This is a genomic window from Enterobacter cloacae complex sp. 394I7 (assembly GCF_057320345.1).
Map to the genome: position 1 here is coordinate 969,711 of NZ_JBXWCR010000001.1, position 18,503 is coordinate 988,213.

The following is an 18,503-nucleotide window of genomic DNA, read 5'->3' on the forward strand; positions in this document are numbered from 1 at the left end:
CCGGTAAGGGGGACGAGGCAGGCATCTGCGGAGGTTATTCGACTGGCTTATGGCTCATATCGCTCAGCAGCACGGCGATACTTTGCCCGCCCGCCGTCTGTTCGAGGCCAATCTTCACAATGATGGTCAGCGGAACGGAGAGCAACATGCCGACCGGGCCGAGCAGCCATCCCCAAAATATAAGGGACAGAAATACCACCAGCGTGGACAATCCCAGACCGCGCCCCATCATGCGTGGCTCAAGAATATTCCCGAACACCAGGTTAATCACCAGATACCCGGCCAGCAGAATCAGCGCATCATAGAACCCACTGAACACCAGCACCTGCAGAATAGGGGGAATAGCGGCCAGTACCGAACCGATGTTGGGGATATAGTTGAGCGCAAAGGCCAGTAATCCCCAGACGAACGCAAACCGGACATCCAGCGCCATCAGCATTCCCCAGACCACGGCCCCGGTGACCAGGCTAATGGCAGTTTTCAGGACCAGATAGCGGGAGACGCTATCCAGCGCGCGTTGAATCGCCCCCATGCCTTCAACCGGACGGACCATTATTTGCTGCAGTTTTGCGGGCAGTTGCGGCACTTCCAGCAGCATGAACACCACCGTTAAAAACAGCAGGAAAATCGAGGTCATGGCGTTAGAGAGCTGCGCCAGCAGGCCGGTGACGAGGGTCATGGCGGCATTTGGATCAATGTACTTCAGCAACTCCTCAACGGACACTTCGATTCCCGCACGCTGCAGCCAGGGTTCAAGCTGCAACAGCGGTATCGCCAGCGACGAGCGGTATTTCGGTAACGTTCGCGTCAGTTCATTCAGGGAGGTGCCGAGATAAGCGACCAGCAGCACCATGGCAATAATAATGATGCTGATAAGCATCGTGATTGCCAGCACGCGCGGGATGCGGAACCGCGTCATGCGCTGTATGAGCGGGTTAAGGATCACCGCAATAAACAGGGCCAGAATAAACGGCACGATGATGTCGGCGGCAAAACGAACGCCCGTCAGTATGATCACCAGCATGCCCAGCATGATGACAATTTTTAGCCCGTTCAGGGTAATGATGGGTTTAGCCATGGGGGTTCCTGAATAATATTTTTATTTATAATAAAGGCGAAAGCCGTTTCAATAAACTAACCAAAATCAAACGGGATGGGTAAAGAATTGAAAAGACTTTGAGTAAAAGCCTTACTTATGGTACAAATTTGGCGTGTTCAACTACCGAGGACAATTTTCATCCGCAAAGACGAGAAGCAACAACGCGGATAATTGTAATTTTATGGACAATTTGTTCAGGACGTATTCTTCAAACAACACCGCTGTATTTTTCACTTCCTTCTGCCTTCTTTCTGGTGAGCAACACTGGCGCAACGCGCTATAGTCACATCTTCTGCCTGAGCTGGCGCTACGCGCTTAGCTGTCTGATTTAATTTCATATTTTTGGGTTTGCTGCACGCAGCAGGCCACGATGGATTATATTCTCAAGCAGGAGAAAAACATGTTTTACTGGATTTTATTAGCCCTTGCTATTATCGCTGAAATTACCGGCACGCTGTCGATGAAATGGGCAAGCGTCAGCGATGGTAATACCGGCTTTATTTTAATGCTGGTGATGATTTCACTTTCCTATATTTTCCTGTCGTTTGCAGTGAAGAAAATTGCGCTGGGTGTGGCCTATGCGCTGTGGGAAGGGATCGGTATTTTGTTGATCACCCTGTTCAGCGTCTTATTATTTGACGAAACATTATCAACAATGAAGATTGCCGGGTTGACGACGCTGGTAGCAGGTATCGTGCTGATTAAATCGGGTACACGCAAACCGACTAAGCAGCCGAAGGAGCAGACCCATGCAGCAGTTTGAATGGATCCACGCGGCCTGGTTGGGGTTTGCCATCGTGCTGGAGATTTTAGCGAACGTCCTGCTAAAATTCTCTGACGGTTTTCGTCGTAAAATTTACGGACTGTTGTCGATTGCCGCCGTACTGGGGGCGTTCAGCGCCCTGTCACAGGCGGTGAAGGGTATCGATCTGTCCGTGGCCTATGCGCTGTGGGGCGGGTTTGGTATTGCCGCCACCCTGGCAGCCGGCTGGGTGCTGTTCGGTCAGCGTTTAAATAACAAAGGTTGGATTGGACTGATATTGCTGCTTGCCGGCATGATCATGATAAAACTCGCCTGATACACGTTAAGCCATTATTTACAGGCAGCGAAATTCGCTGCCTGTATTACTCTTAAAAAAAGCAAAACATTGAAGAGGATGGCTAATGTATCGCACATTAAGCTGGCGCAATATTCCCACCGCGAGAACATTGTTTGCCATGATCTTCATGGCGGGGATCGGCTTAATCATCTCCATTGTCGCGCTGCTCTATTTATCTCTGCACCTGATCAGCACCAAAACCAATGAAATTGACGAGCACCGCACCACGCTTTCCGTGCAGGGTGCGATACAAACGTCGGTTAACCGTGTCTCGACCCTGGTGATTGATAATGCCGTCTGGGACGATGCGGTACGCGAGGTCTACCGCCCAAAGCTCGATACCGAATGGTTATACAACACCTGGGGAGCGGGCTTTAAAGTCAATAACCTCTATGACGGCACTTTCGTGCTGGATGAGCATTTCAACGTTATCTGGGGATCGTTTCAAAGCCAGCCTTTTGCGGAGACGAATCTCGACTTTTTTGGCAAAGGCCTGCAAGCGCTTATTCAGCAGCACGGACGTGAATTACCCAGCCAGAAGAATATTTATGCCGGGATCACCCGAACGCGTCACGGCGTCGCGTTTGTCGGAATAGGGCTGATCCGACCGATGATCGGGCGATTGCAGGTTAACGACGGTACACGCCGCTATCTGGTGATTACCCGCCATTTGAATAGCGGCATATTATCCGATCTGGGGCAGACCTTTCAGATTGATAACCTCAACTTTACCCCGGATAAAATCAACAGTCTGAGTATGCCGCTGCGCAGTTCTGCTGGGGAGTTACTGGGTTACCTCAACTGGCAGGCACGCCTTCCTGGCGCGCAGGCGGCCCGGGCCGCATCATCCGATATTACGCAGATAGTGGTGCTGGCATCGGTGCTGATCCTGCTGTTTATTATGGTGAGCTGCGTGGGCCTGTACAAACTGGCCCGCGGAGAAAGCCAGGCGCGTCTGGTCGCCAGAACGGACTGGCTAAGCCATCTGCCGAACCGCCGCGCACTCATTGAAGCGCTGGACCGCGTGAGTTTGCGTGGCGATATTGACGTCAAAAGCGTGGTGTTTATCGATCTGGATGGCTTCAAGGACGTCAACGATATCTACGGCCACAGCCTCGGTGACGATCTCATTGTGACCATTGCCAAAACGCTGAATGAATGCGTTCCACCGGGCGGGATGCTGGCGCGCATGGGAGGCGATGAGTTTGCCATGACCATCGGCGGTGAAGGGGCAGAAGCGCTGGCGACCACCTTTGCTGAATCCGTACTGGATTTTCTCAATACCCCTATTCGTCTGGGGGAGCGCACCATTCATATCGGCGCCAGCATCGGGATTGCCAGCGGAACCCTGATTGAATGCACCAGTTCCGAGCTGTTTCGCCGCGCCGATATCGCCATGTACCATTCCAAAATTAGCGGGAAAGGGCGTGTCACCCACTATGACGCGGCGCTGAATAACGCCCGGGAACGCAAGCTTGCGATTGAAAACCAGATCCGTAACGGACTGGAGCGAGACGAGTTTGAGGTCTGGTACCAGCCGATTATTGACGCCCGCAGTCAGAAAATGAGCAGTGTGGAAGCGCTGGTTCGCTGGCCGCGTCGTCCGGAAGGTGAACTCGGTCCGGATACCTTCATTTCCATTGCGGAAACGAGTGGGCTGATTTACAAACTGGGCCAGTTTGTTTTGCAGCGTGCCTGCCAGGATCTGGAGCCGTACAGCGAATTGAAGCTCTCCGTTAATATCTCCCCGGCGCAGTTTCGCGACCCTGAATTCGAAGAAAAAGTGGCCTGGGTTCTGGAAAGCACCCGTTTCCCGGCCAGGCGACTCCAGCTCGAAGTCACGGAGACCTATGTACTGGAAAACCCCGAGCGTGCCCGCACGGCGATTGCCAACCTTAAAGCGCTGGGCACCGCGGTGGCGCTGGATGATTTTGGCACGGGCTATTCGAGTATCGGCTATTTGCGGCGTTTTAATTTCGACACCATTAAGATCGATAAATCACTGGCCGGGCTGGTGGACAACGATGAGCAGGCGGCGGCGCTGGTGAGCGGTACGGTGAGGATCGCCAATGCCCTGGGCATGGCGGTGGTCGCAGAAGGGGTGGAAAACGAAAAGCAGATGAAATTGTTACGGCTGGCTGGCTGCGATCAGCTGCAGGGGTTCTGGTTCAGCCAGCCGATGCCGATTGAATCAATCAGGGCGTTACGTCAGGTCAGACAGTGCTGAGCTACTGCTGCGCCAGTGCTTCCAGCTTGTCACGAAAACCGGTCACGGCTAAGGCCCGGTTATCTGCACGCCATCTGTCTTTTGCCGCTGGCGCAGAGCTTTGAACCCCAATCAGCTGCCAGCCGTTATCCGTTTTTAACATCAGCGGCGAGCCGCTGTCACCGGGTAACGTATCGCACTGATGTGAGAGCACGCTGTTTTGCGCCCATCCTGTGACAATACAGTCCGTGTGGGTGTAAAGCGCGTCCAGATGATCGACAGGGTAGCCTGATTGCGTCACCTTACGGTCGGCGGCTTTCAGTGCGGCAGTGAGCGCGGCTTTGTCTCCGTCAAATAACGGAAGCGGGGTAATGCCAGAAGGCGGGTAGCGCAAAATGATCAGGCCAAAATCCCAGGATGCCGCTGACGGAGGCACTATCCAGCCGTCACCGTCAGGCTTCAGACGTTTGCCGAGAGAAGCATCAACGCGTCCCTCAATACCGTGAATTTCATAACGCCACATCCCTTTTTGCGACACAAATCGCAGGGCAACGGCTTTGTCTGGCTTGCCGTCTGGCGGTGTCAGCAGGCAGTGGCCTGCCGTCAGGGCAAGTTGCGGCGTAATCAGCGTAGCGGTACATAAATTACCGCTGGCGGTTTCCAGTTGCCCGATAGCGTCCCAGGGTGCCTGGGTAGGATCGGCGACGCGCGTACGATCGTCATGACCGAAAAACAGCGTTTTAAGCTCTTTCGCGCTAATGGTTTCATCACCGCCATCATCCGCATGTGAGAATCCAGAAAAAAGACCAAACGTTCCCAGTAACAACACAACAGATTTACGCATATCACACTCTGGTGGGGGCAATTATGATTATTAAAAGTGAACCCTATGAAAATACTATAGACGGGACAGCGCTAAAGTGGGAGTAAAATCAGCGTGCTACGATCAGGAAAGATAAAAATGGCTTGCGATGAGCGCGCATAAAATAAGCAGGATAAGAATCAGCTCAAACCGATAGCGCCGCAGCATACGCCCTCCGGATAAAAAAAACGGCGCTGGACCTTTCCGGTTCAGCGCCGGTTTACCAACGTGCCCCGAAAGGCACGGTTAAGCTTGTACTCTTACGCAGCTGGCTGTGCAGCTGGTTTAGCAGCTTCGTGTTTTACTGCTTTTTTGTGATGCTTTTTAGCCGCCTGGGCTTTCTGTTCTACAGCAGGTTTGGTCGCTTTTTTATGGTGCTTTTTAGCGGCCTGCGCTTTCTGCTCTACAGCCGGTTTAGCGGCATCTTGTTTAACGGCTTTTTTGTGGTGTTTTTTAGCAGCCTGGGCTTTTTGCTCTGCAGCAGGTTTAGCGGCTTTATGGTGTTTCTTGTGGTGTACGGTTTTTGCCGGAGCAGCAGTCGTTGTTGCAGCTGGCGCAGCAGCAGCCGGTGCAGCAGTGGTTTCAGCAGCAAACGCAGCAGAAGACAGACCCATAGCAGCGGCAACAACCAGAGCTAATACTTTTTTCATGTTCATACCCTCGAATTTGGTTTTTCATTTAACCCCACTGCGGGGCCGTTGAAAGAACTATATCCCTGTAAATTCGGGGTTTCCGTGAGTGATTGGTATCGGCGTGTAACGGAATGTACAAAGGGCGGTAAAGGGTGCGCAAAAGGAAAACGGCCGGAGCGTACTCCGGCCGCTGGATTACAGATAACGGGACGTCAAATGCTCGCGGAAGTAACGGATATTCAGGTCTTCACCCGTCGCCTGGGTAATCAGTTGCGAAGTGGTGAAGCGGCTACCGTGCTGCCAGATGTTCTGACGCAGCCAGTCAAACAGGGCGGAGAAATCGCCCTCAGCGATGGAGGACTGCAGACCCGGCAGCGCCGTTTTGGCCGCATGGAACAATTGCGCGGCGTACATCGCGCCGAGCGTGTAGGATGGGAAGTAGCCAAAACCGCCGTCGGTCCAGTGAATGTCCTGCATACAGCCGTTGCGGTAGTTATCTTTGGTTGATAACCCGAGCCAGGCCTGCATTTTCTCATCCCACAGCGCCGGAATGTCATCCACCTCGATATCGCCATTGATCAGCGCACGTTCAATTTCATAGCGCAGCACCACATGTGCCGGGTAGCTGACTTCGTCGGCATCGACGCGGATATAGCCCGGTTTCACGCGCTGGTTCCAGGCAATAAAGTTCTCTTCACTGAACGCCGCCTGACTGCCAAAACGGGCGTGAACCGCAGGGAGGAGATGTTTAAGGAAAGCGTCGCTGCGCCCCAGCTGCATCTCAAAGAACAGGCTCTGGGATTCGTGGATCGCCGTTGAACGGGCCAGCGCGACAGGTTGACCGGCCCACGTTCGCGGCAGGTTTTGCTCGTAGCGCGCGTGTCCGGTTTCGTGGATCACGCCAAACAGCGCGCTGAGCAGCTCGTCCTCATCATAACGCGTGGTGATGCGCACATCTTCCGGCACGCCACCGCAGAACGGGTGTGCACTGACGTCCAGGCGACCGCCGTTAAAATCAAAGCCGAGCATCTTCATGGCTTCAAGCCCAAGTTCACGCTGCGTTGCCGTCGGGAAGGGGCCCTGCGGCGGAACGAACGACTGCTGAGCCTGTTTTTCCACAACGTTTGCCAGCAGGTCCGGCAGCCAGGATTTCATATCCGCGAACAGTACGTCCAGACGCGCGCTGGTCATGTCCGGCTCGAAAATATCCAGCAGCGCGTCGTAAGGGCTGCAGCCTTTGGCTTCAGCACGCAGGCGAGCCTCCTCGCGGCTCAGTTTGACGACCTCTTTCAGGTTGGCGGCAAACCCCTGCCAGTCATTGGCCGGGCGCTGGGTACGCCAGGCGTGCTCACATTTGCTGCCTGCCAGCGATTTGGCTTCCACCAGCGCTTCCGGCAACAGCGACGCCTGCTGGTAATGACGCGTCATTTCACGCAGGTTGGCTTGTTCAATATCATTCAGGTCCTCACCGGCCGCGGCGGTGAGCCATTCACCCACCTTTTTATCGGTCAGGATCTGGTGTTGCAGAACGCTCATTTCGGCCAGCGCTTCACCGCGCGCGGCACTGCCGCCCGGCGGCATCATGGTAAACATATCCCAGCTGGCGATGGAGGAGAGGTGGGAGAAACGGGAGAGGCGCTGGAAGGTGCGGGTGAGTTGTTGGTAGTGGCTGTTTTCGCTCATTTCGTTTTCTCTTTGCAAGGCGATGTTTCAGGCATGAAGAGTGAGTAGTATCAAAATTCCCGCCTGAATCCAAGCCATTACCCCTTAGAGTTTGGTGCTATTTCGTTCAGTAACGCTGTGTTATAACCCTAAAAAAACGACTGCCGGATGGAAAATGAACAAGGTTGTGAGTGTAGGGATTGCAGTGTTGCTGACGGGGTGCCAGACACATCATCATGACGTGATCCCGTTCAACACCGAAGAAGACTCCGCGCACGCATGGGCGTTTGCGTATGTGGAAACAGTGAAACAAAGGATGACGACCACAGAGCAGTATGAAGGGAAGCTCTGCTCATTAAAGATTCACCAGCCCAAAGGCGCGACCTATGTGACCCACATTCAGGTGGTAAAAGGCAGCGATCCTGAGCTGTGTAAGGCCGCCATTGCGGCCTTACAGTCTGCCAGTGACGATCATGTGCTCCCAGTGGTACCTGATGAGCGTATCGGGGAAAACTACACGCTCGATTTCAAACCCTGAATCAGTGCAGCCGCTGGTGTAAACGGGTCCCTACCAACAGCGCCCCGCAGAGCATGAGCGCAATAAAACCGCCCACGCCGTTCCAGCCATAGTTATGCCAGAACACCCCACCCAGCGTCCCCGCAAAGCTGGAACCGAGGTAATAGCTGAACAGATACAAAGACGACGCCTGGCCTTTGGCCCGGCGAGCGCGTGGCCCAATCCAGCTGCTGGCCACCGAGTGAGCGGCGAAGAAACCGGCAGAGAAAAGCAGCATCCCGGCGAAGATAAGCCACAGGGAGGCGAAAAGGGTCATCAACAGGCCGAGCAGCATGACGGCCGTAGAGACCAGCATAACCGGACCGCGTCCAAAGCGGGCCGTCATCGCTCCGGCTTTAGGTGAACTCCACGTACCGGTGAGATACGCTACAGAGAGCAGACCCACCACCGCCTGGCTCAGGTGCCACGGAGATAGCATCAGGCGATAGCCGATATAGTTAAACAACGTAACGAATGAGCCCATCAGCAGAAAGCCGGTCAGGAACAGCAGCGGCAACCCTTTGTCACGCCAGTGCAGACGGAAGTTGATGAACAGCGTTTTCGGGCGCAGGGAGGTGGAACGAAAATGACGTGATTCCGGAAGGATTCTCCAGAACATCAGCGCAGACGCAAGGGCAAAGCAGCCGATCACCGCCAGCGCAATACGCCAGTTAAAGAAGTCCGTAAACACCCCGCTCAGCAGACGTCCACTCATTCCGCCAATCGAGTTCCCGCTGATGTACAGCCCCATAGAGAAGGCGACAAAGCTCGGGTGGATCTCTTCGCTGAGATAGGTCATCCCGACCGCCGCCACGCCGCTCAGGGATAACCCAATCAGCGCGCGCATCACCAGGATACCGTGCCAGCTGGTCATCATCGTGGAGAGTAACGTACAAATCGAAGCCAGCATCAGGGCGGTAACCATCACCTGTTTACGGCCAATGGCGTCGGATAGTGGCCCGGTGAAAAGCAGACCAATCGCCAGCATGCCGGTAGAGATGGAGAGCGAAATACTGCTGCTGGCAGGCGATACGCCAAATTCATGGGAAAGAACGGGCAGGATCGGCTGAACGCAATAGAGCAGGGCGAAGGTTGCCAGACCCGCTGAGAAAAGCGCCAGCGTGACGCGCATGAACTGGGGGGTACCACGTTTAATGAACTGAACCGGCTGCGATGCTGCGGGTAAATCATCAATATCTCTGGCCGGATCGATATCAATGGTAGATGTACGACTCACACAATGTCCTTGCTTAAACATCCCCGTGGTTTCGGGTGACGGGTATGACCACACGATCAGAGTAGGAAAATGTAAATATTCTGTCTAATATATTAATAATCTCAAATGATACTTTAAAAATATGAATATCGAACTGCGTCATCTGCGCTACTTTGTCGCCGTCGCTGAAGAGCTTCATTTTGGCCGCGCGGCGGCAAGACTGAATATCTCACAACCCCCGCTAAGCCAGCAGATCCAGATCCTTGAGCAACAGGTCGGGGCGCGCCTTCTGGCACGGACCAACCGCAGCGTGAGCCTGACGGCGGCCGGGAAGCAATTTCTGGCCGACAGCCGACAAATTCTCAGTATGGTGGATGAGGCGGCAGCCCGGGCAGAGCGGCTTTATCTCGGGGAAACCGGAGAGTTGCGGATTGGGTTTACCTCGTCTGCACCGTTTATCAGCGCTGTTTCGCAGACCCTGTCGTCGTTTCGCCGGCATTTTCCGGATGTGCATATTCAGACGCGCGAAATTAATACCCGCGAGCAAATCGCTCCGCTGAATGAAGGTTCTCTTGATTTAGGTCTGATGCGTAACACCCAACTCCCGGATACGCTGGCGTGGCAGGTTATTCTGCGCGAACCGTTAATGGCAATGATCCCGCACGATCATCCGCTCGCCTCGCGTTCGGCGGTCACGCTGGCAGAGCTGGCAAAAGAGCCGTTTGTTTTTTTCGACCCGCAGGTAGGTACCGGTCTGTACGACGATATTCTGGGCCTGTTACGACGCTACGATCTTGCCCCGATCATTACGCAGGAAGTCGGGGAAGCGATGACCATCATTGGGCTGGTCGCGGCGGGGCTGGGTGTCTCTATTCTTCCGGCCTCGTTTAAACGGGTACAATTGCGTGAAATGCGCTGGGTTGCTATCGCCGAAGACGATGCTGTTTCGGAAATGTGGCTGGTATGGTCGAAACATCATGAGCAGAGCCATGCAGCGCAGCGGTTTAAAGCACAGCTGTTAAGCGCCTCTGCAGGACAATATTTAGAGGGAAAAGTGGGTAAAAATGTGCAGTAAATCACATGGCTAAGTAAATATTTGACGACGGCCATTGAAGTGCTTCACCATAGCCCACAGTTTATTTCGATGCTCGAAAATAAGGGAGTACGAGGTGGTTGCTGATAGTCAGCCAGGGCACATTGATCAGATTAAGCAGACCAACGCTGGCGCGGTTTATCGCCTGATTGATCAGCTTGGCCCGGTTTCGCGTATCGATCTTTCGCGCCTGGCACAACTGGCACCTGCCAGTATTACCAAGATTGTTCGTGAAATGCTGGAAGCCCACCTGGTCCAGGAGACGGAAATTCAGGAGCCGGGCAGCCGCGGCCGTCCGGCGGTCGGCCTGGTGGTGGAGACCGAAGCGTGGCACTACCTGTCACTGCGCATTAGCCGGGGAGAGATCTTCCTTGCCCTGCGCGATTTAAGCAGCAAGCTGGTGGTTGAAGACCGGCTGGAACTGCCGCTCAAGGCTGAACAATCGCTCCTCGATGCCATTGTCACCCATATCGATCACTTCTTTATTCGCCATCAGCAACGCCTTGAACGCTTAACGGCTATTGCGATCACCATGCCGGGTATTATTGATACCGAAAATGGAATCGTGCACCGCATGCCGTTCTACGACGATGTTAAAGAGATGCCGCTGGGCGAGGTGCTGAAAAATCACACCGGCGTGCCGGTCTATATTCAGCATGACATCAGCGCCTGGACGATGGCGGAGGCGCTGTTTGGCGCATCCCGCGGCGCAAGGGACGTGATTCAGGTGGTGATTGACCATAACGTCGGGGCGGGCGTCATCACCGACGGACGCCTTCTGCATGCCGGAAGCAGTAGCCTGGTCGAAATCGGTCACACGCAGGTCGATCCCTACGGCAAGCGCTGTTACTGCGGCAACCATGGCTGTCTGGAAACCATCGCCAGCGTGGAAAGCGTGCTGGAGCTGGCGCAGGTCAGGCTCAGCCAGTCCATGAGCTCTTCGCTGCACGGACAACCGTTGACCGTCGATTCACTCTGCGCCGCAGCGCGTCAGGGGGATCTGCTGGCAAAGGATATTATTACCGGAGTGGGGAATAACGTTGGCCGCATTCTGGCCATTATGGTGAATCTCTTCAACCCGCAAAAAATCCTGATTGGCTCACCGCTGAGTCAGGCGGCGGAAATCCTCTTCCCGGCTATCTCGGCCTGTATTCATCAACAGGCGCTCCCGGCCTACAGCAAAAATATTGCCGTGGAAAGCACCCAGTTTTCCAATCAGGGCACCATGGCTGGTGCAGCCCTGGTCAAGGACGCCATGTATAACGGCTCGCTGCTGATCCGCCTGTTACAGGGTTAACTCTTTTCCGCAGATGTACGAAAAATTGCGCTATCTCAAGCTGGGTAGCGCACGCATCCCGTAGACTTCCCCCACTGAATTATTTCTCTGGTTTATATTTTCGAAGCATACCCAAGAGGTGGAATGAGTCATGCTTAAGCGTTTCTTTGTTACGGGTACAGATACCTCTGTCGGCAAGACCGTTGTATCCCGCGCGTTGCTACAGGCTCTGGCAGCAAGCGGTAAACGCGTTGCAGGGTACAAACCGGTCGCAAAAGGCAGTAAAGAGACGCCCGAAGGATTGCGGAATAAAGACGCCCTGGTGTTACAAAGCGTCTCGTCACTGGAACTGCCATATCACGCGATCAATCCCATTGCCTTAAGCGAAGATGAAAGCAGCGTGGCGCACAGCGGTCTGATTAATTACACCCTGTTGTCCGACGGTCTGGCGAACCTGAGCGAGATGGCCGATCATGTCGTGGTGGAAGGTACCGGCGGATGGCGCAGCCTGATGAACGATCTGCGCCCGCTTTCTGAGTGGGTGGTGCAGGAGCAACTGCCGGTGATCATGGTGGTCGGTATTCAGGAAGGGTGCATCAACCATGCGCTTCTGACGGCGCAGGCGATTGCCAATGACGGATTGCCGTTGATTGGCTGGGTCGCAAACCGTATCAACCCGGGCCTGGCGCACTACGCGGAAATCATCGACGTGCTGAGCAAAAAACTGCCGGGACCGTTGGTGGGCGAGCTGCCTTATCTGCCACGTGCCGAACAGCGTGAATTAGCGCAGTACATCGATCTCTCTTCCCTCGGTCGCATGTTGTCCGTAGATCGAGTCGTGGCGTAACGTCCGCGACAAGACGGACGCGATCACGCAGGCAATCAGCAAACCGGGCAGCAAAAAATACTGCCCGGTCATTTCACAGACCATCAACGCAGACATAATGGGCGCATGGGTCGTCGCGGCGAGTAACGTCGCCATGCCTGCCAGCCCCAGCAAAATCACCGTTTCAGACCCCGGAAACCACAGCCCGAAGAGTTGTGCAAACAGCATTCCTGTGGCCAAGCCGACAAACAACGTCGGTGTGAAAACCCCGCCCGGCGCGCCAGAACCGCTGCTTGCCAGTACCGCCAGCAATTTACAGATAAATACACCTGCTATCACGGACAGCAGCGGTGGGGCGAGCAGAAAAGCCTGAACCACGCTGTAGCCATTCCCCCACACGTCAGGCGTCAGGAGCGACAGCAACCCGACGATCGCTCCGCCGAGCGCCAGTTGCCAGGGCGGCGAGAGCCTGAGACGCAGAAATAACGAATGGCTGAACGCCATAAGCCACATCAGCAGCGGTCCGCACAGTCCCGCCAGCAGGCCTGTCACGACAAGCAGGCCATAATCTGTCGCACTGAGTAGGCCACTCAGATGGACGTCATAGAGCGTACCGGCACCGGGCGCTAAGAGTCGCGTGGTAAGCAGGGCTACCACCGCCGCAATCACCACCGGCCCGAGCGAGGCCAGCATCAGCGTGCCAAACAGAATTTCGGCAATAAACAGGCTGCCGGCCAGGGGCGCGTGATAGGCGCTGGCCATCCCGGCCGCGGCTCCGCAGGCAATCCATAATTTCCATTCGGATTTCGGCGTAAAGCGTTGGGCGAAAAAGGAGGCGGCCAGTGCCGCAAGCAGGATCATGGCACCTTCGCGGCCGATGGCGCTCCCGCTGGAGACAACCAGCAGTGACGCAAGGGATTTTACGAGGCTCGAGCCATAATCAAACTGGCCGTCGCCCGTCTCCAGTGCTTCCATATAATCTGTCGGCGCATGAGGACGTTGCGCCGTAAGCCGCTGCCATCCCCACAACAATAACCCCGCCGCCAGCCCTCCCAGCGCGGGCGTGAGCGCGCGACGCCACGGGGATAACGCAGCCGCGGCATTCACCAGACTGCCGCTGTTGTTACTGAGAAACAGCCACTCCAGCAGATACATGCTGTGGCGGAACACCGCGACGGCCAGCGCGGCCAGTATGCCGGTAAGGGTGGCAATCAGAAGTCTGAGAAACATCGCGCGGATGTCGGGATAAGCGTGAAGACGTTGCATGGGCCGCAATTAAACGTGGGAGATACAATATTGTGAGGGGAAATCGCGGGGTTAGCAAAAGGTATGCGTGCGATGAACCGTGTTGGCCTGAGCAAATGCGCTGTGGGGGAGCGTGCCGCCGGGCAGGTCAGCGCCATACGTCTGGCCCGCCCGGCGGAGTGTTTTCGCTTAACTCTCGCTGTGAATATTCAGCGCCCGGCGCGTACGGCCGGAGCTGAGATACTCGGCAATATAATCCTGTGAGATCTCGCCGTTATAGCGGCCCTCTTCGTCGACAATCGGCATCCAGCTGGTGTTGCTCTCATACAACCGTGAAAGCACCACGCGCAGGTTATCCTCCGCTTTGCCGGTCATACGGAACGGATGCAGGATATCGGCACAGGTGCCGCTGGCATTACGCGCTTCCCGACGCTTCACAAAGCCCAGCGGTTTACCCCGATCGTCCACGACGGTAATGGCGCGAATATCGTTGTCATCCATGGTTGCAAAGGCCTCAGAAAGCAGGGTAGAGCCGCGCACGGTGAGGGTCGGTTGCTGGTCGGTGACATCGCCTGCCGATACCAGCAGCAGACGCTTGAGCGTACGGTCCTGGCCGACAAACGAGCCGACGAACTCGTTCGCCGGTTTTGCCAGCAGTTCGTCCGGGCTGGCGCACTGGACAATACGCCCCTGGCGGAAGACGGCGATACGATCCCCAAGCTTCAGGGCCTCGTCGATGTCATGGCTGACCAGCATCACGGTCTTTTTCAGTTTGCGCTGCATCTCCAGGAACTGGTTCTGGATCACCTCGCGGTTTATCGGGTCCACCGCACCGAACGGTTCATCCATCAGCAGTACCGGAGGATCCGCCGCCAGGGCACGGATCACGCCGATACGCTGCTGCTGACCGCCGGACATTTCACGCGGATAGCGGTTGAGAAATTTATGCGGGTCCATGGCCACCATATCCATCAGCTCTTCAGCGCGGGTTTTACACCGGGCTTTATCCCAGCCCAGCATGCGCGGCACCACGGTGATGTTCTCCTCAATGGTCATGTTTGGGAACAGACCAATCTGCTGAATAACGTAGCCGATATTGCGGCGCAGGGTCACGGTATCCATCCCGCTGGTGTCTTCGCCGTTAATCAGGATCGTGCCGCTGCTTGGTGCGATCAGACGGTTAATCATCTTCAGGGTGGTGGTTTTCCCACAGCCTGACGGGCCGAGCAGGACGCACATTTCCCCTTCAGGCACGTTGAGGTTGACGTTGTCGACGGCCTTAACGCTCTGGCCGTGTTTCTGCGAAAATTGTTTGGTGAGGTTTTCCAGTTTTATCATTATCGTATCCCCTTTGGAGTCAGAACGACCTGCAGACGATGCAGCAGCCAGTCGAGCACAATCGCTAAAAGACAGATCATCAGCGCACCCGCAATTAACATACGAATATCACTACCGCCGATGCCGTTAAGCAGCAGCAGGCCAAGGCCGCCAGCGCCAATCACTGCGGCAATGGCCATCACGCCGATGTTCATCACGACGGCGGTGCGGATACCGCCAAAAATCACCGGCAGTGCCATCGGGATTTCAACCCAGCGCAAACGCTGCCAGAAGGTCATCCCGATACCGCGTCCGGCTTCACGCAGGCCCGGCGGCAGGCTGTCCAGCGCGGTATGGGTGTTACGCACAATTGGCAGCAACGAGTAGAGAAACACCGCCGTGATAGCGGGCAGGGCACCAATACCCTGACCGATCAGCGAAAAGAGCGGGATCATCAGGCCAAACAGCGCAATGGACGGTATCGTTAGCACGATGGTGGCAATCCCCAGCACCGGCGTCGCCAGCCATTTGTGGCGGACAATCAAAATCCCCAGAGGGACGCCGATGAGTATGGCTAGCCCAACCGCCAGCGCCACCAGCCACAGGTGTTGCAGCGTCAGGGTTAACAGATAGTCCCAGTTATCCAGAATGTAGTGAATCGTCTCCATAGCGCCTCCTACAGCAACTGTTTGCTACGCAGGAAATCACGGGCGACCTGCTGCGGTGACTGATGGTCGATATCCACCTTCTTATTCAGTTCGGTGATAACGTCGTTATTGAGCTGGGCGGAGAGAGTATTCAGCGCCTCTTTCAGACCCGGATTGGCGTCAAGGGTGTCTTTACGCACCACGGGAGTGACCGCATAGCTCGGGAAGAAGCCTTTATCATCTTCCAGCACCTTCAGGTCGAAGCCTTTTACCCGCCCGTCGGTGGTATAGATAAGCCCGGCATCGACGAAACCGTCCCGCACCGCGTTATAGACCAGGCCCGGGTCCATCTGGCGGATCTGCGGGCGATCCAGTTCCATGTTGTATGCCGCCTGCAGCGGTTTCATCCCGTCGCTGCGTCCGGCAAATTCGAGGTCCAGACCCAGCAGCCAGTTTTTATCCGGATCGGTTTTACGGGTCTGCTCAATCTTTGCGACCATTTCAGACATGGTGTTGATGTGTTCCGCTTCGGCGCGTTTACGCTGCATGGCGAAGGCGTAGGTATTGTTCATATCGGCGGGGTTGAGCCATACCAGACCGTGCTTCGCGTCCAGGCGTTTCACCGTCTCGTAAGACTCCTGTGGCGACATGCGCTTGTTGATGTGGTTAAAAATGATTAACGACGTGCCGGTGTACTCCCAGGTCATATCAATTTGTTTGTTGATCATCGCGTTGCGGGAAATGACCGTGGCAATATTGGTCTGTGGCTGGACCTGAAATCCCTTTTTTTGCAGATACTGGACGGTCATGGCCGAGAGAATGTGCTGCTCGGTAAAGCTCTTGGTCGCCAGGATCAGCGGGGCCGCTATCGCCTGGCTGGTGAACAGTGCCGCGGCACACAGCGCCGTCAGGCTGGATATCAGTCTCATAAAAGCTCCTTGTTATTGTTATCGAGCGAGATGTGGACTCATCACGCGACCCAGCGCAGCCAGCAGGGTGTCGAGGATCAGAGCAAACAGGGCGGTGGCCGCCGCGCCGAGGATCAGCGTCGGGAAGTCGTTGAGGTAGATACCGGGAAAAATCAGTTCGCCGTAGCTGCTGGCACCAATCAGGAAGGCCAGCGGGGCGGTACCCACGTTGATGGCGGTGGCAATGCGGATCCCGGAGAGCATTACCGGCCAGGCGTTGGGAAGTTCGACCTGGCGCAGACGCTGCCATTTCGTCATCCCAATGCCATTAGCCGCTTCCAGTAACGACGACGGAACCGAGCACAGTCCGGCATAGGTGTTTCGCACTATCGGCAGCAGCGAGGCGAGGAACAGGGCGATAATCGCAGGCGTATCACCGATACCAATCACCACCATTGCCAGCGCCAGAACGGCCAGCGGCGGCAGGGTATTACCGACATTAAAGATTTGCATCACGTATTCAGCGATACCGCGTGCTGACGGGCGGCTCAACAAAATGCCGCTGGGAATACCCATCAGCAGGGCAAAGAACATGGATGAGAATACCAGGATTAAATGCTGTTGCCCGAGGTAAATCAGGTCAACCTGACGCGCCTTAATTGTATCCAGCCCAATTCCCCAGGTGAGGAGGGCAACGACCACAATAATGGCGCCGACAAAAAGCAGCGAACGTTTGAGTAATGGGTGCATTGCGATGTGTCTCCCTGTGCGCATGCGTTATAGCAACCACGGGTTGCCTGTTGTTATGCCATGTTTCGGCAGGGGTAGATGACCTATAGCAAGCGTTTGGGATGGGTTCCAGCGAAGGGGGAAAATCAGTAACCCTATGAAATTAGTGACAACCTTAGGTTAAGCCTTATGGAGCAAGGGCTGGCTGTGGTGCAGACAGAATTGTCCTAAAGCGTAATTTAAAATGTGACAGTGTCACATGGCGTGAGCGTCTCCTCACGCCTGCGACCCTCATTATCGGCTGAAGGCGGCGCGCACCCGGCGAACGCGCACTGAGGTGCTGATGATGGAAAAGGCGGCGACAACGACGAGCATCACCCCAAGCGCCAGCATGGCGTTAAACCCAATCCACCTGAACAGGATCAGCCCGGCGATACCGCCGGTAATAAACGAGAAAATGGTGGTTAAGTGGGTTTTGAGCTGACTTTTTTGCGCTGCCGTATCTTTGGAATAATCCCGGCGGAGCATCGCCACCAGGACCGAGGCCAGGGATATTCCCGCGTCCGTCAGCGTGCCGGTAATATGGGTTGATCTTACCCGGCCGCCGGAAAGCTGGGTCGACGTTGAATTATGAATCCCCATCAGACCACAAAGAAAGATAATAATTTCACGGTTAGTCGTGAGGGCATGGAAATACATCTCGTAACAGGAAACGCCGGTCAGTAATAATCCCTCGACCAACAGTATCTGGCAAAAAACCAGCCTGATATTATGGATAATCCCCCATAACACGATGATACGGGCCATGATTGCGCCGGCAACAAAAGACAGAATAAGGGTGCCAAAGAACAAAATATCATTCAGATCGGTAGAGGAAACTTCGCTGGATAATTGGGAGGTATTGCCGGTCATATGGGAGGGAAAAAAGCCAAATGCCCCGAGGGCGATGGCGTTGAGCAAGCCTGCAGAGGTCGCCAGCCAGAGTGCGAGCAGGCGATCCTCCTGATGCGTTCGTTCTTTTTTGAGTTTAATCAGCAAGAATACCTCCGGGTTGAGCTTTGCCTGACTATTCAGGCTAGCAAAGCGGTGCAAGGGGCTGTCCAGGATATTGCTTAATTATTATTCCTGA

At 55.1% G+C, this 18,503-nt stretch carries 20 protein-coding genes; 8 read left to right on the top strand and 12 right to left on the bottom strand.

The window, feature by feature from the left end; all coding sequences use genetic code 11:
* Positions 1-34: 34 nt before the first annotated feature.
* Entirely contained in the window at positions 35-1,078 is a 1,044-nt protein-coding gene (locus AC2FAP_RS04740; protein ID WP_014169847.1) for an AI-2E family transporter, read from the bottom strand.
* 133 nt (positions 1,079-1,211) lie between these two features.
* On the opposite strand from AC2FAP_RS04740, the gene AC2FAP_RS04745 reads away from it, so the two are divergent.
* The 4 genes from AC2FAP_RS04745 (at position 1,212) to AC2FAP_RS04760 (ending at position 4,426) form a co-directional block, all read left to right on the top strand.
* Positions 1,212-1,382: a protein YdgV gene (locus AC2FAP_RS04745; protein ID WP_086463355.1), complete on the top strand. Its 171-nt coding sequence runs from the start codon at positions 1,212-1,214 to the stop codon at positions 1,380-1,382.
* 117 nt (positions 1,383-1,499) lie between these two features.
* A complete protein-coding gene (gene mdtJ, locus AC2FAP_RS04750) occupies positions 1,500-1,862 on the top strand; it encodes a multidrug/spermidine efflux SMR transporter subunit MdtJ (RefSeq protein ID WP_025204323.1) in 363 nt (120 codons plus the stop codon).
* Positions 1,849-2,178 (top strand): multidrug/spermidine efflux SMR transporter subunit MdtI, encoded by a 330-nt coding sequence (gene mdtI, locus AC2FAP_RS04755; protein WP_014169849.1) that lies wholly within the window; start codon positions 1,849-1,851, stop codon positions 2,176-2,178. Before mdtJ ends, mdtI begins: the two co-directional genes overlap by 14 nt.
* Positions 2,179-2,263: 85 nt before the next feature.
* A complete protein-coding gene (locus AC2FAP_RS04760) occupies positions 2,264-4,426 on the top strand; it encodes a bifunctional diguanylate cyclase/phosphodiesterase (protein WP_449541603.1) in 2,163 nt (720 codons plus the stop codon).
* A gap of 1 nt (position 4,427) precedes the next feature.
* Here the strand turns inward: AC2FAP_RS04760 and AC2FAP_RS04765 are convergent, their stop codons facing one another.
* The 4 genes from AC2FAP_RS04765 to AC2FAP_RS04780 all read right to left on the bottom strand — a co-directional run bounded on the left by AC2FAP_RS04765 (position 4,428) and on the right by AC2FAP_RS04780 (position 7,582).
* Positions 4,428-5,249, bottom strand: coding sequence for a trypsin-like serine peptidase (locus tag AC2FAP_RS04765; protein WP_020884292.1), 822 nt, complete (start codon positions 5,247-5,249; stop codon positions 4,428-4,430).
* A 102-nt stretch (positions 5,250-5,351) separates the two neighbouring features.
* On the bottom strand, positions 5,352-5,435 hold the full coding sequence (ydgU, locus tag AC2FAP_RS04770; protein WP_021241182.1) for a small membrane protein YdgU: 84 nt from the start codon (positions 5,433-5,435) through the stop codon (positions 5,352-5,354).
* A gap of 92 nt (positions 5,436-5,527) precedes the next feature.
* On the bottom strand, positions 5,528-5,917 hold the full coding sequence (asr, locus tag AC2FAP_RS04775) for an acid resistance repetitive basic protein Asr (RefSeq protein ID WP_032670412.1): 390 nt from the start codon (positions 5,915-5,917) through the stop codon (positions 5,528-5,530).
* A 177-nt stretch (positions 5,918-6,094) separates the two neighbouring features.
* Positions 6,095-7,582: a carboxypeptidase M32 gene (locus AC2FAP_RS04780; protein ID WP_059306010.1), complete on the bottom strand. Its 1,488-nt coding sequence runs from the start codon at positions 7,580-7,582 to the stop codon at positions 6,095-6,097.
* Between the two features lie 154 nt (positions 7,583-7,736).
* Between AC2FAP_RS04780 and AC2FAP_RS04785 the strand changes: the two genes are divergently transcribed.
* Positions 7,737-8,099, top strand: a complete 363-nt coding sequence (locus AC2FAP_RS04785) for a cell envelope integrity TolA family protein (protein ID WP_059306009.1) — start codon at positions 7,737-7,739, stop codon at positions 8,097-8,099.
* Position 8,100: 1 nt separating this feature from the next.
* Here AC2FAP_RS04785 and AC2FAP_RS04790 read toward each other — a convergent pair whose 3' ends face one another.
* The gene (locus AC2FAP_RS04790; protein ID WP_020884288.1) at positions 8,101-9,354 is read right to left on the bottom strand and encodes an MFS transporter; all 1,254 of its coding nucleotides are present in this window, start codon (positions 9,352-9,354) and stop codon (positions 8,101-8,103) included.
* A 121-nt stretch (positions 9,355-9,475) separates the two neighbouring features.
* Between AC2FAP_RS04790 and AC2FAP_RS04795 the strand changes: the two genes are divergently transcribed.
* The 3 genes from AC2FAP_RS04795 to bioD all read left to right on the top strand — a co-directional run bounded on the left by AC2FAP_RS04795 (position 9,476) and on the right by bioD (position 12,549).
* Positions 9,476-10,408: a LysR family transcriptional regulator gene (locus AC2FAP_RS04795; RefSeq protein ID WP_020884287.1), complete on the top strand. Its 933-nt coding sequence runs from the start codon at positions 9,476-9,478 to the stop codon at positions 10,406-10,408.
* Positions 10,409-10,502: 94 nt separating this feature from the next.
* Complete coding sequence (gene mlc, locus AC2FAP_RS04800; RefSeq protein ID WP_020884286.1) at positions 10,503-11,723, top strand: sugar metabolism global transcriptional regulator Mlc; 1,221 nt, start codon at positions 10,503-10,505, stop codon at positions 11,721-11,723.
* Between the two features lie 130 nt (positions 11,724-11,853).
* On the top strand, positions 11,854-12,549 hold the full coding sequence (gene bioD / locus AC2FAP_RS04805; RefSeq protein WP_014169857.1) for a dethiobiotin synthase: 696 nt from the start codon (positions 11,854-11,856) through the stop codon (positions 12,547-12,549).
* On the opposite strand, the gene clcB is transcribed toward bioD, so the two are convergent.
* The 6 genes from clcB to AC2FAP_RS04835 all read right to left on the bottom strand — a co-directional run bounded on the left by clcB (position 12,484) and on the right by AC2FAP_RS04835 (position 18,412).
* Complete coding sequence (gene clcB / locus AC2FAP_RS04810; protein WP_449541604.1) at positions 12,484-13,794, bottom strand: voltage-gated ClC-type chloride channel ClcB; 1,311 nt, start codon at positions 13,792-13,794, stop codon at positions 12,484-12,486. The two genes, bioD and clcB, sit on opposite strands and share 66 nt — an antisense overlap.
* A 168-nt stretch (positions 13,795-13,962) precedes the next feature.
* Positions 13,963-15,111, bottom strand: a complete 1,149-nt coding sequence (gene osmV / locus AC2FAP_RS04815; protein ID WP_047357361.1) for an osmoprotectant ABC transporter ATP-binding protein OsmV — start codon at positions 15,109-15,111, stop codon at positions 13,963-13,965.
* Positions 15,111-15,758 carry an osmoprotectant ABC transporter permease OsmW gene (gene osmW, locus AC2FAP_RS04820; RefSeq protein WP_014169860.1) on the bottom strand — a complete coding sequence of 216 codons (648 nt, stop codon included), beginning with the start codon at positions 15,756-15,758 and terminating at the stop codon, positions 15,111-15,113. Before osmW ends, osmV begins: the two co-directional genes overlap by 1 nt.
* A gap of 8 nt (positions 15,759-15,766) precedes the next feature.
* Positions 15,767-16,666 (bottom strand): osmoprotectant ABC transporter substrate-binding protein OsmX, encoded by a 900-nt coding sequence (gene osmX, locus AC2FAP_RS04825; protein ID WP_073396666.1) that lies wholly within the window; start codon positions 16,664-16,666, stop codon positions 15,767-15,769.
* A gap of 18 nt (positions 16,667-16,684) precedes the next feature.
* The gene (gene osmY, locus AC2FAP_RS04830) at positions 16,685-17,395 is read right to left on the bottom strand and encodes an osmoprotectant ABC transporter permease OsmY (RefSeq protein ID WP_059306006.1); all 711 of its coding nucleotides are present in this window, start codon (positions 17,393-17,395) and stop codon (positions 16,685-16,687) included.
* 273 nt (positions 17,396-17,668) lie between these two features.
* On the bottom strand, positions 17,669-18,412 hold the full coding sequence (locus tag AC2FAP_RS04835) for a YoaK family protein (RefSeq protein ID WP_032681132.1): 744 nt from the start codon (positions 18,410-18,412) through the stop codon (positions 17,669-17,671).
* Positions 18,413-18,503 lie beyond the last annotated feature (91 nt).

What these genes read in the sequence shown, in the direction of transcription:
- AC2FAP_RS04740 (WP_014169847.1), bottom strand. Translation starts at nt 1,078, where the DNA reads ATGGCTAAACCCATCATTACCCTGAACGGGCTAAAAATTGTCATCATG.
- mdtJ (WP_025204323.1), top strand. Translation starts at nt 1,500, where the DNA reads ATGTTTTACTGGATTTTATTAGCCCTTGCTATTATCGCTGAAATTACC.
- mdtI (WP_014169849.1), top strand. Translation starts at nt 1,849, where the DNA reads ATGCAGCAGTTTGAATGGATCCACGCGGCCTGGTTGGGGTTTGCCATC.
- AC2FAP_RS04760 (WP_449541603.1), top strand. Translation starts at nt 2,264, where the DNA reads ATGTATCGCACATTAAGCTGGCGCAATATTCCCACCGCGAGAACATTG.
- AC2FAP_RS04765 (WP_020884292.1), bottom strand. Translation starts at nt 5,249, where the DNA reads ATGCGTAAATCTGTTGTGTTGTTACTGGGAACGTTTGGTCTTTTTTCT.
- ydgU (WP_021241182.1), bottom strand. Translation starts at nt 5,435, where the DNA reads ATGCTGCGGCGCTATCGGTTTGAGCTGATTCTTATCCTGCTTATTTTA.
- asr (WP_032670412.1), bottom strand. Translation starts at nt 5,917, where the DNA reads ATGAAAAAAGTATTAGCTCTGGTTGTTGCCGCTGCTATGGGTCTGTCT.
- AC2FAP_RS04780 (WP_059306010.1), bottom strand. Translation starts at nt 7,582, where the DNA reads ATGAGCGAAAACAGCCACTACCAACAACTCACCCGCACCTTCCAGCGC.
- AC2FAP_RS04785 (WP_059306009.1), top strand. Translation starts at nt 7,737, where the DNA reads ATGAACAAGGTTGTGAGTGTAGGGATTGCAGTGTTGCTGACGGGGTGC.
- AC2FAP_RS04795 (WP_020884287.1), top strand. Translation starts at nt 9,476, where the DNA reads ATGAATATCGAACTGCGTCATCTGCGCTACTTTGTCGCCGTCGCTGAA.
- bioD (WP_014169857.1), top strand. Translation starts at nt 11,854, where the DNA reads ATGCTTAAGCGTTTCTTTGTTACGGGTACAGATACCTCTGTCGGCAAG.
- clcB (WP_449541604.1), bottom strand. Translation starts at nt 13,794, where the DNA reads ATGCAACGTCTTCACGCTTATCCCGACATCCGCGCGATGTTTCTCAGA.
- osmV (WP_047357361.1), bottom strand. Translation starts at nt 15,111, where the DNA reads ATGATAAAACTGGAAAACCTCACCAAACAATTTTCGCAGAAACACGGC.
- osmW (WP_014169860.1), bottom strand. Translation starts at nt 15,758, where the DNA reads ATGGAGACGATTCACTACATTCTGGATAACTGGGACTATCTGTTAACC.
- osmX (WP_073396666.1), bottom strand. Translation starts at nt 16,666, where the DNA reads ATGAGACTGATATCCAGCCTGACGGCGCTGTGTGCCGCGGCACTGTTC.
- osmY (WP_059306006.1), bottom strand. Translation starts at nt 17,395, where the DNA reads ATGCACCCATTACTCAAACGTTCGCTGCTTTTTGTCGGCGCCATTATT.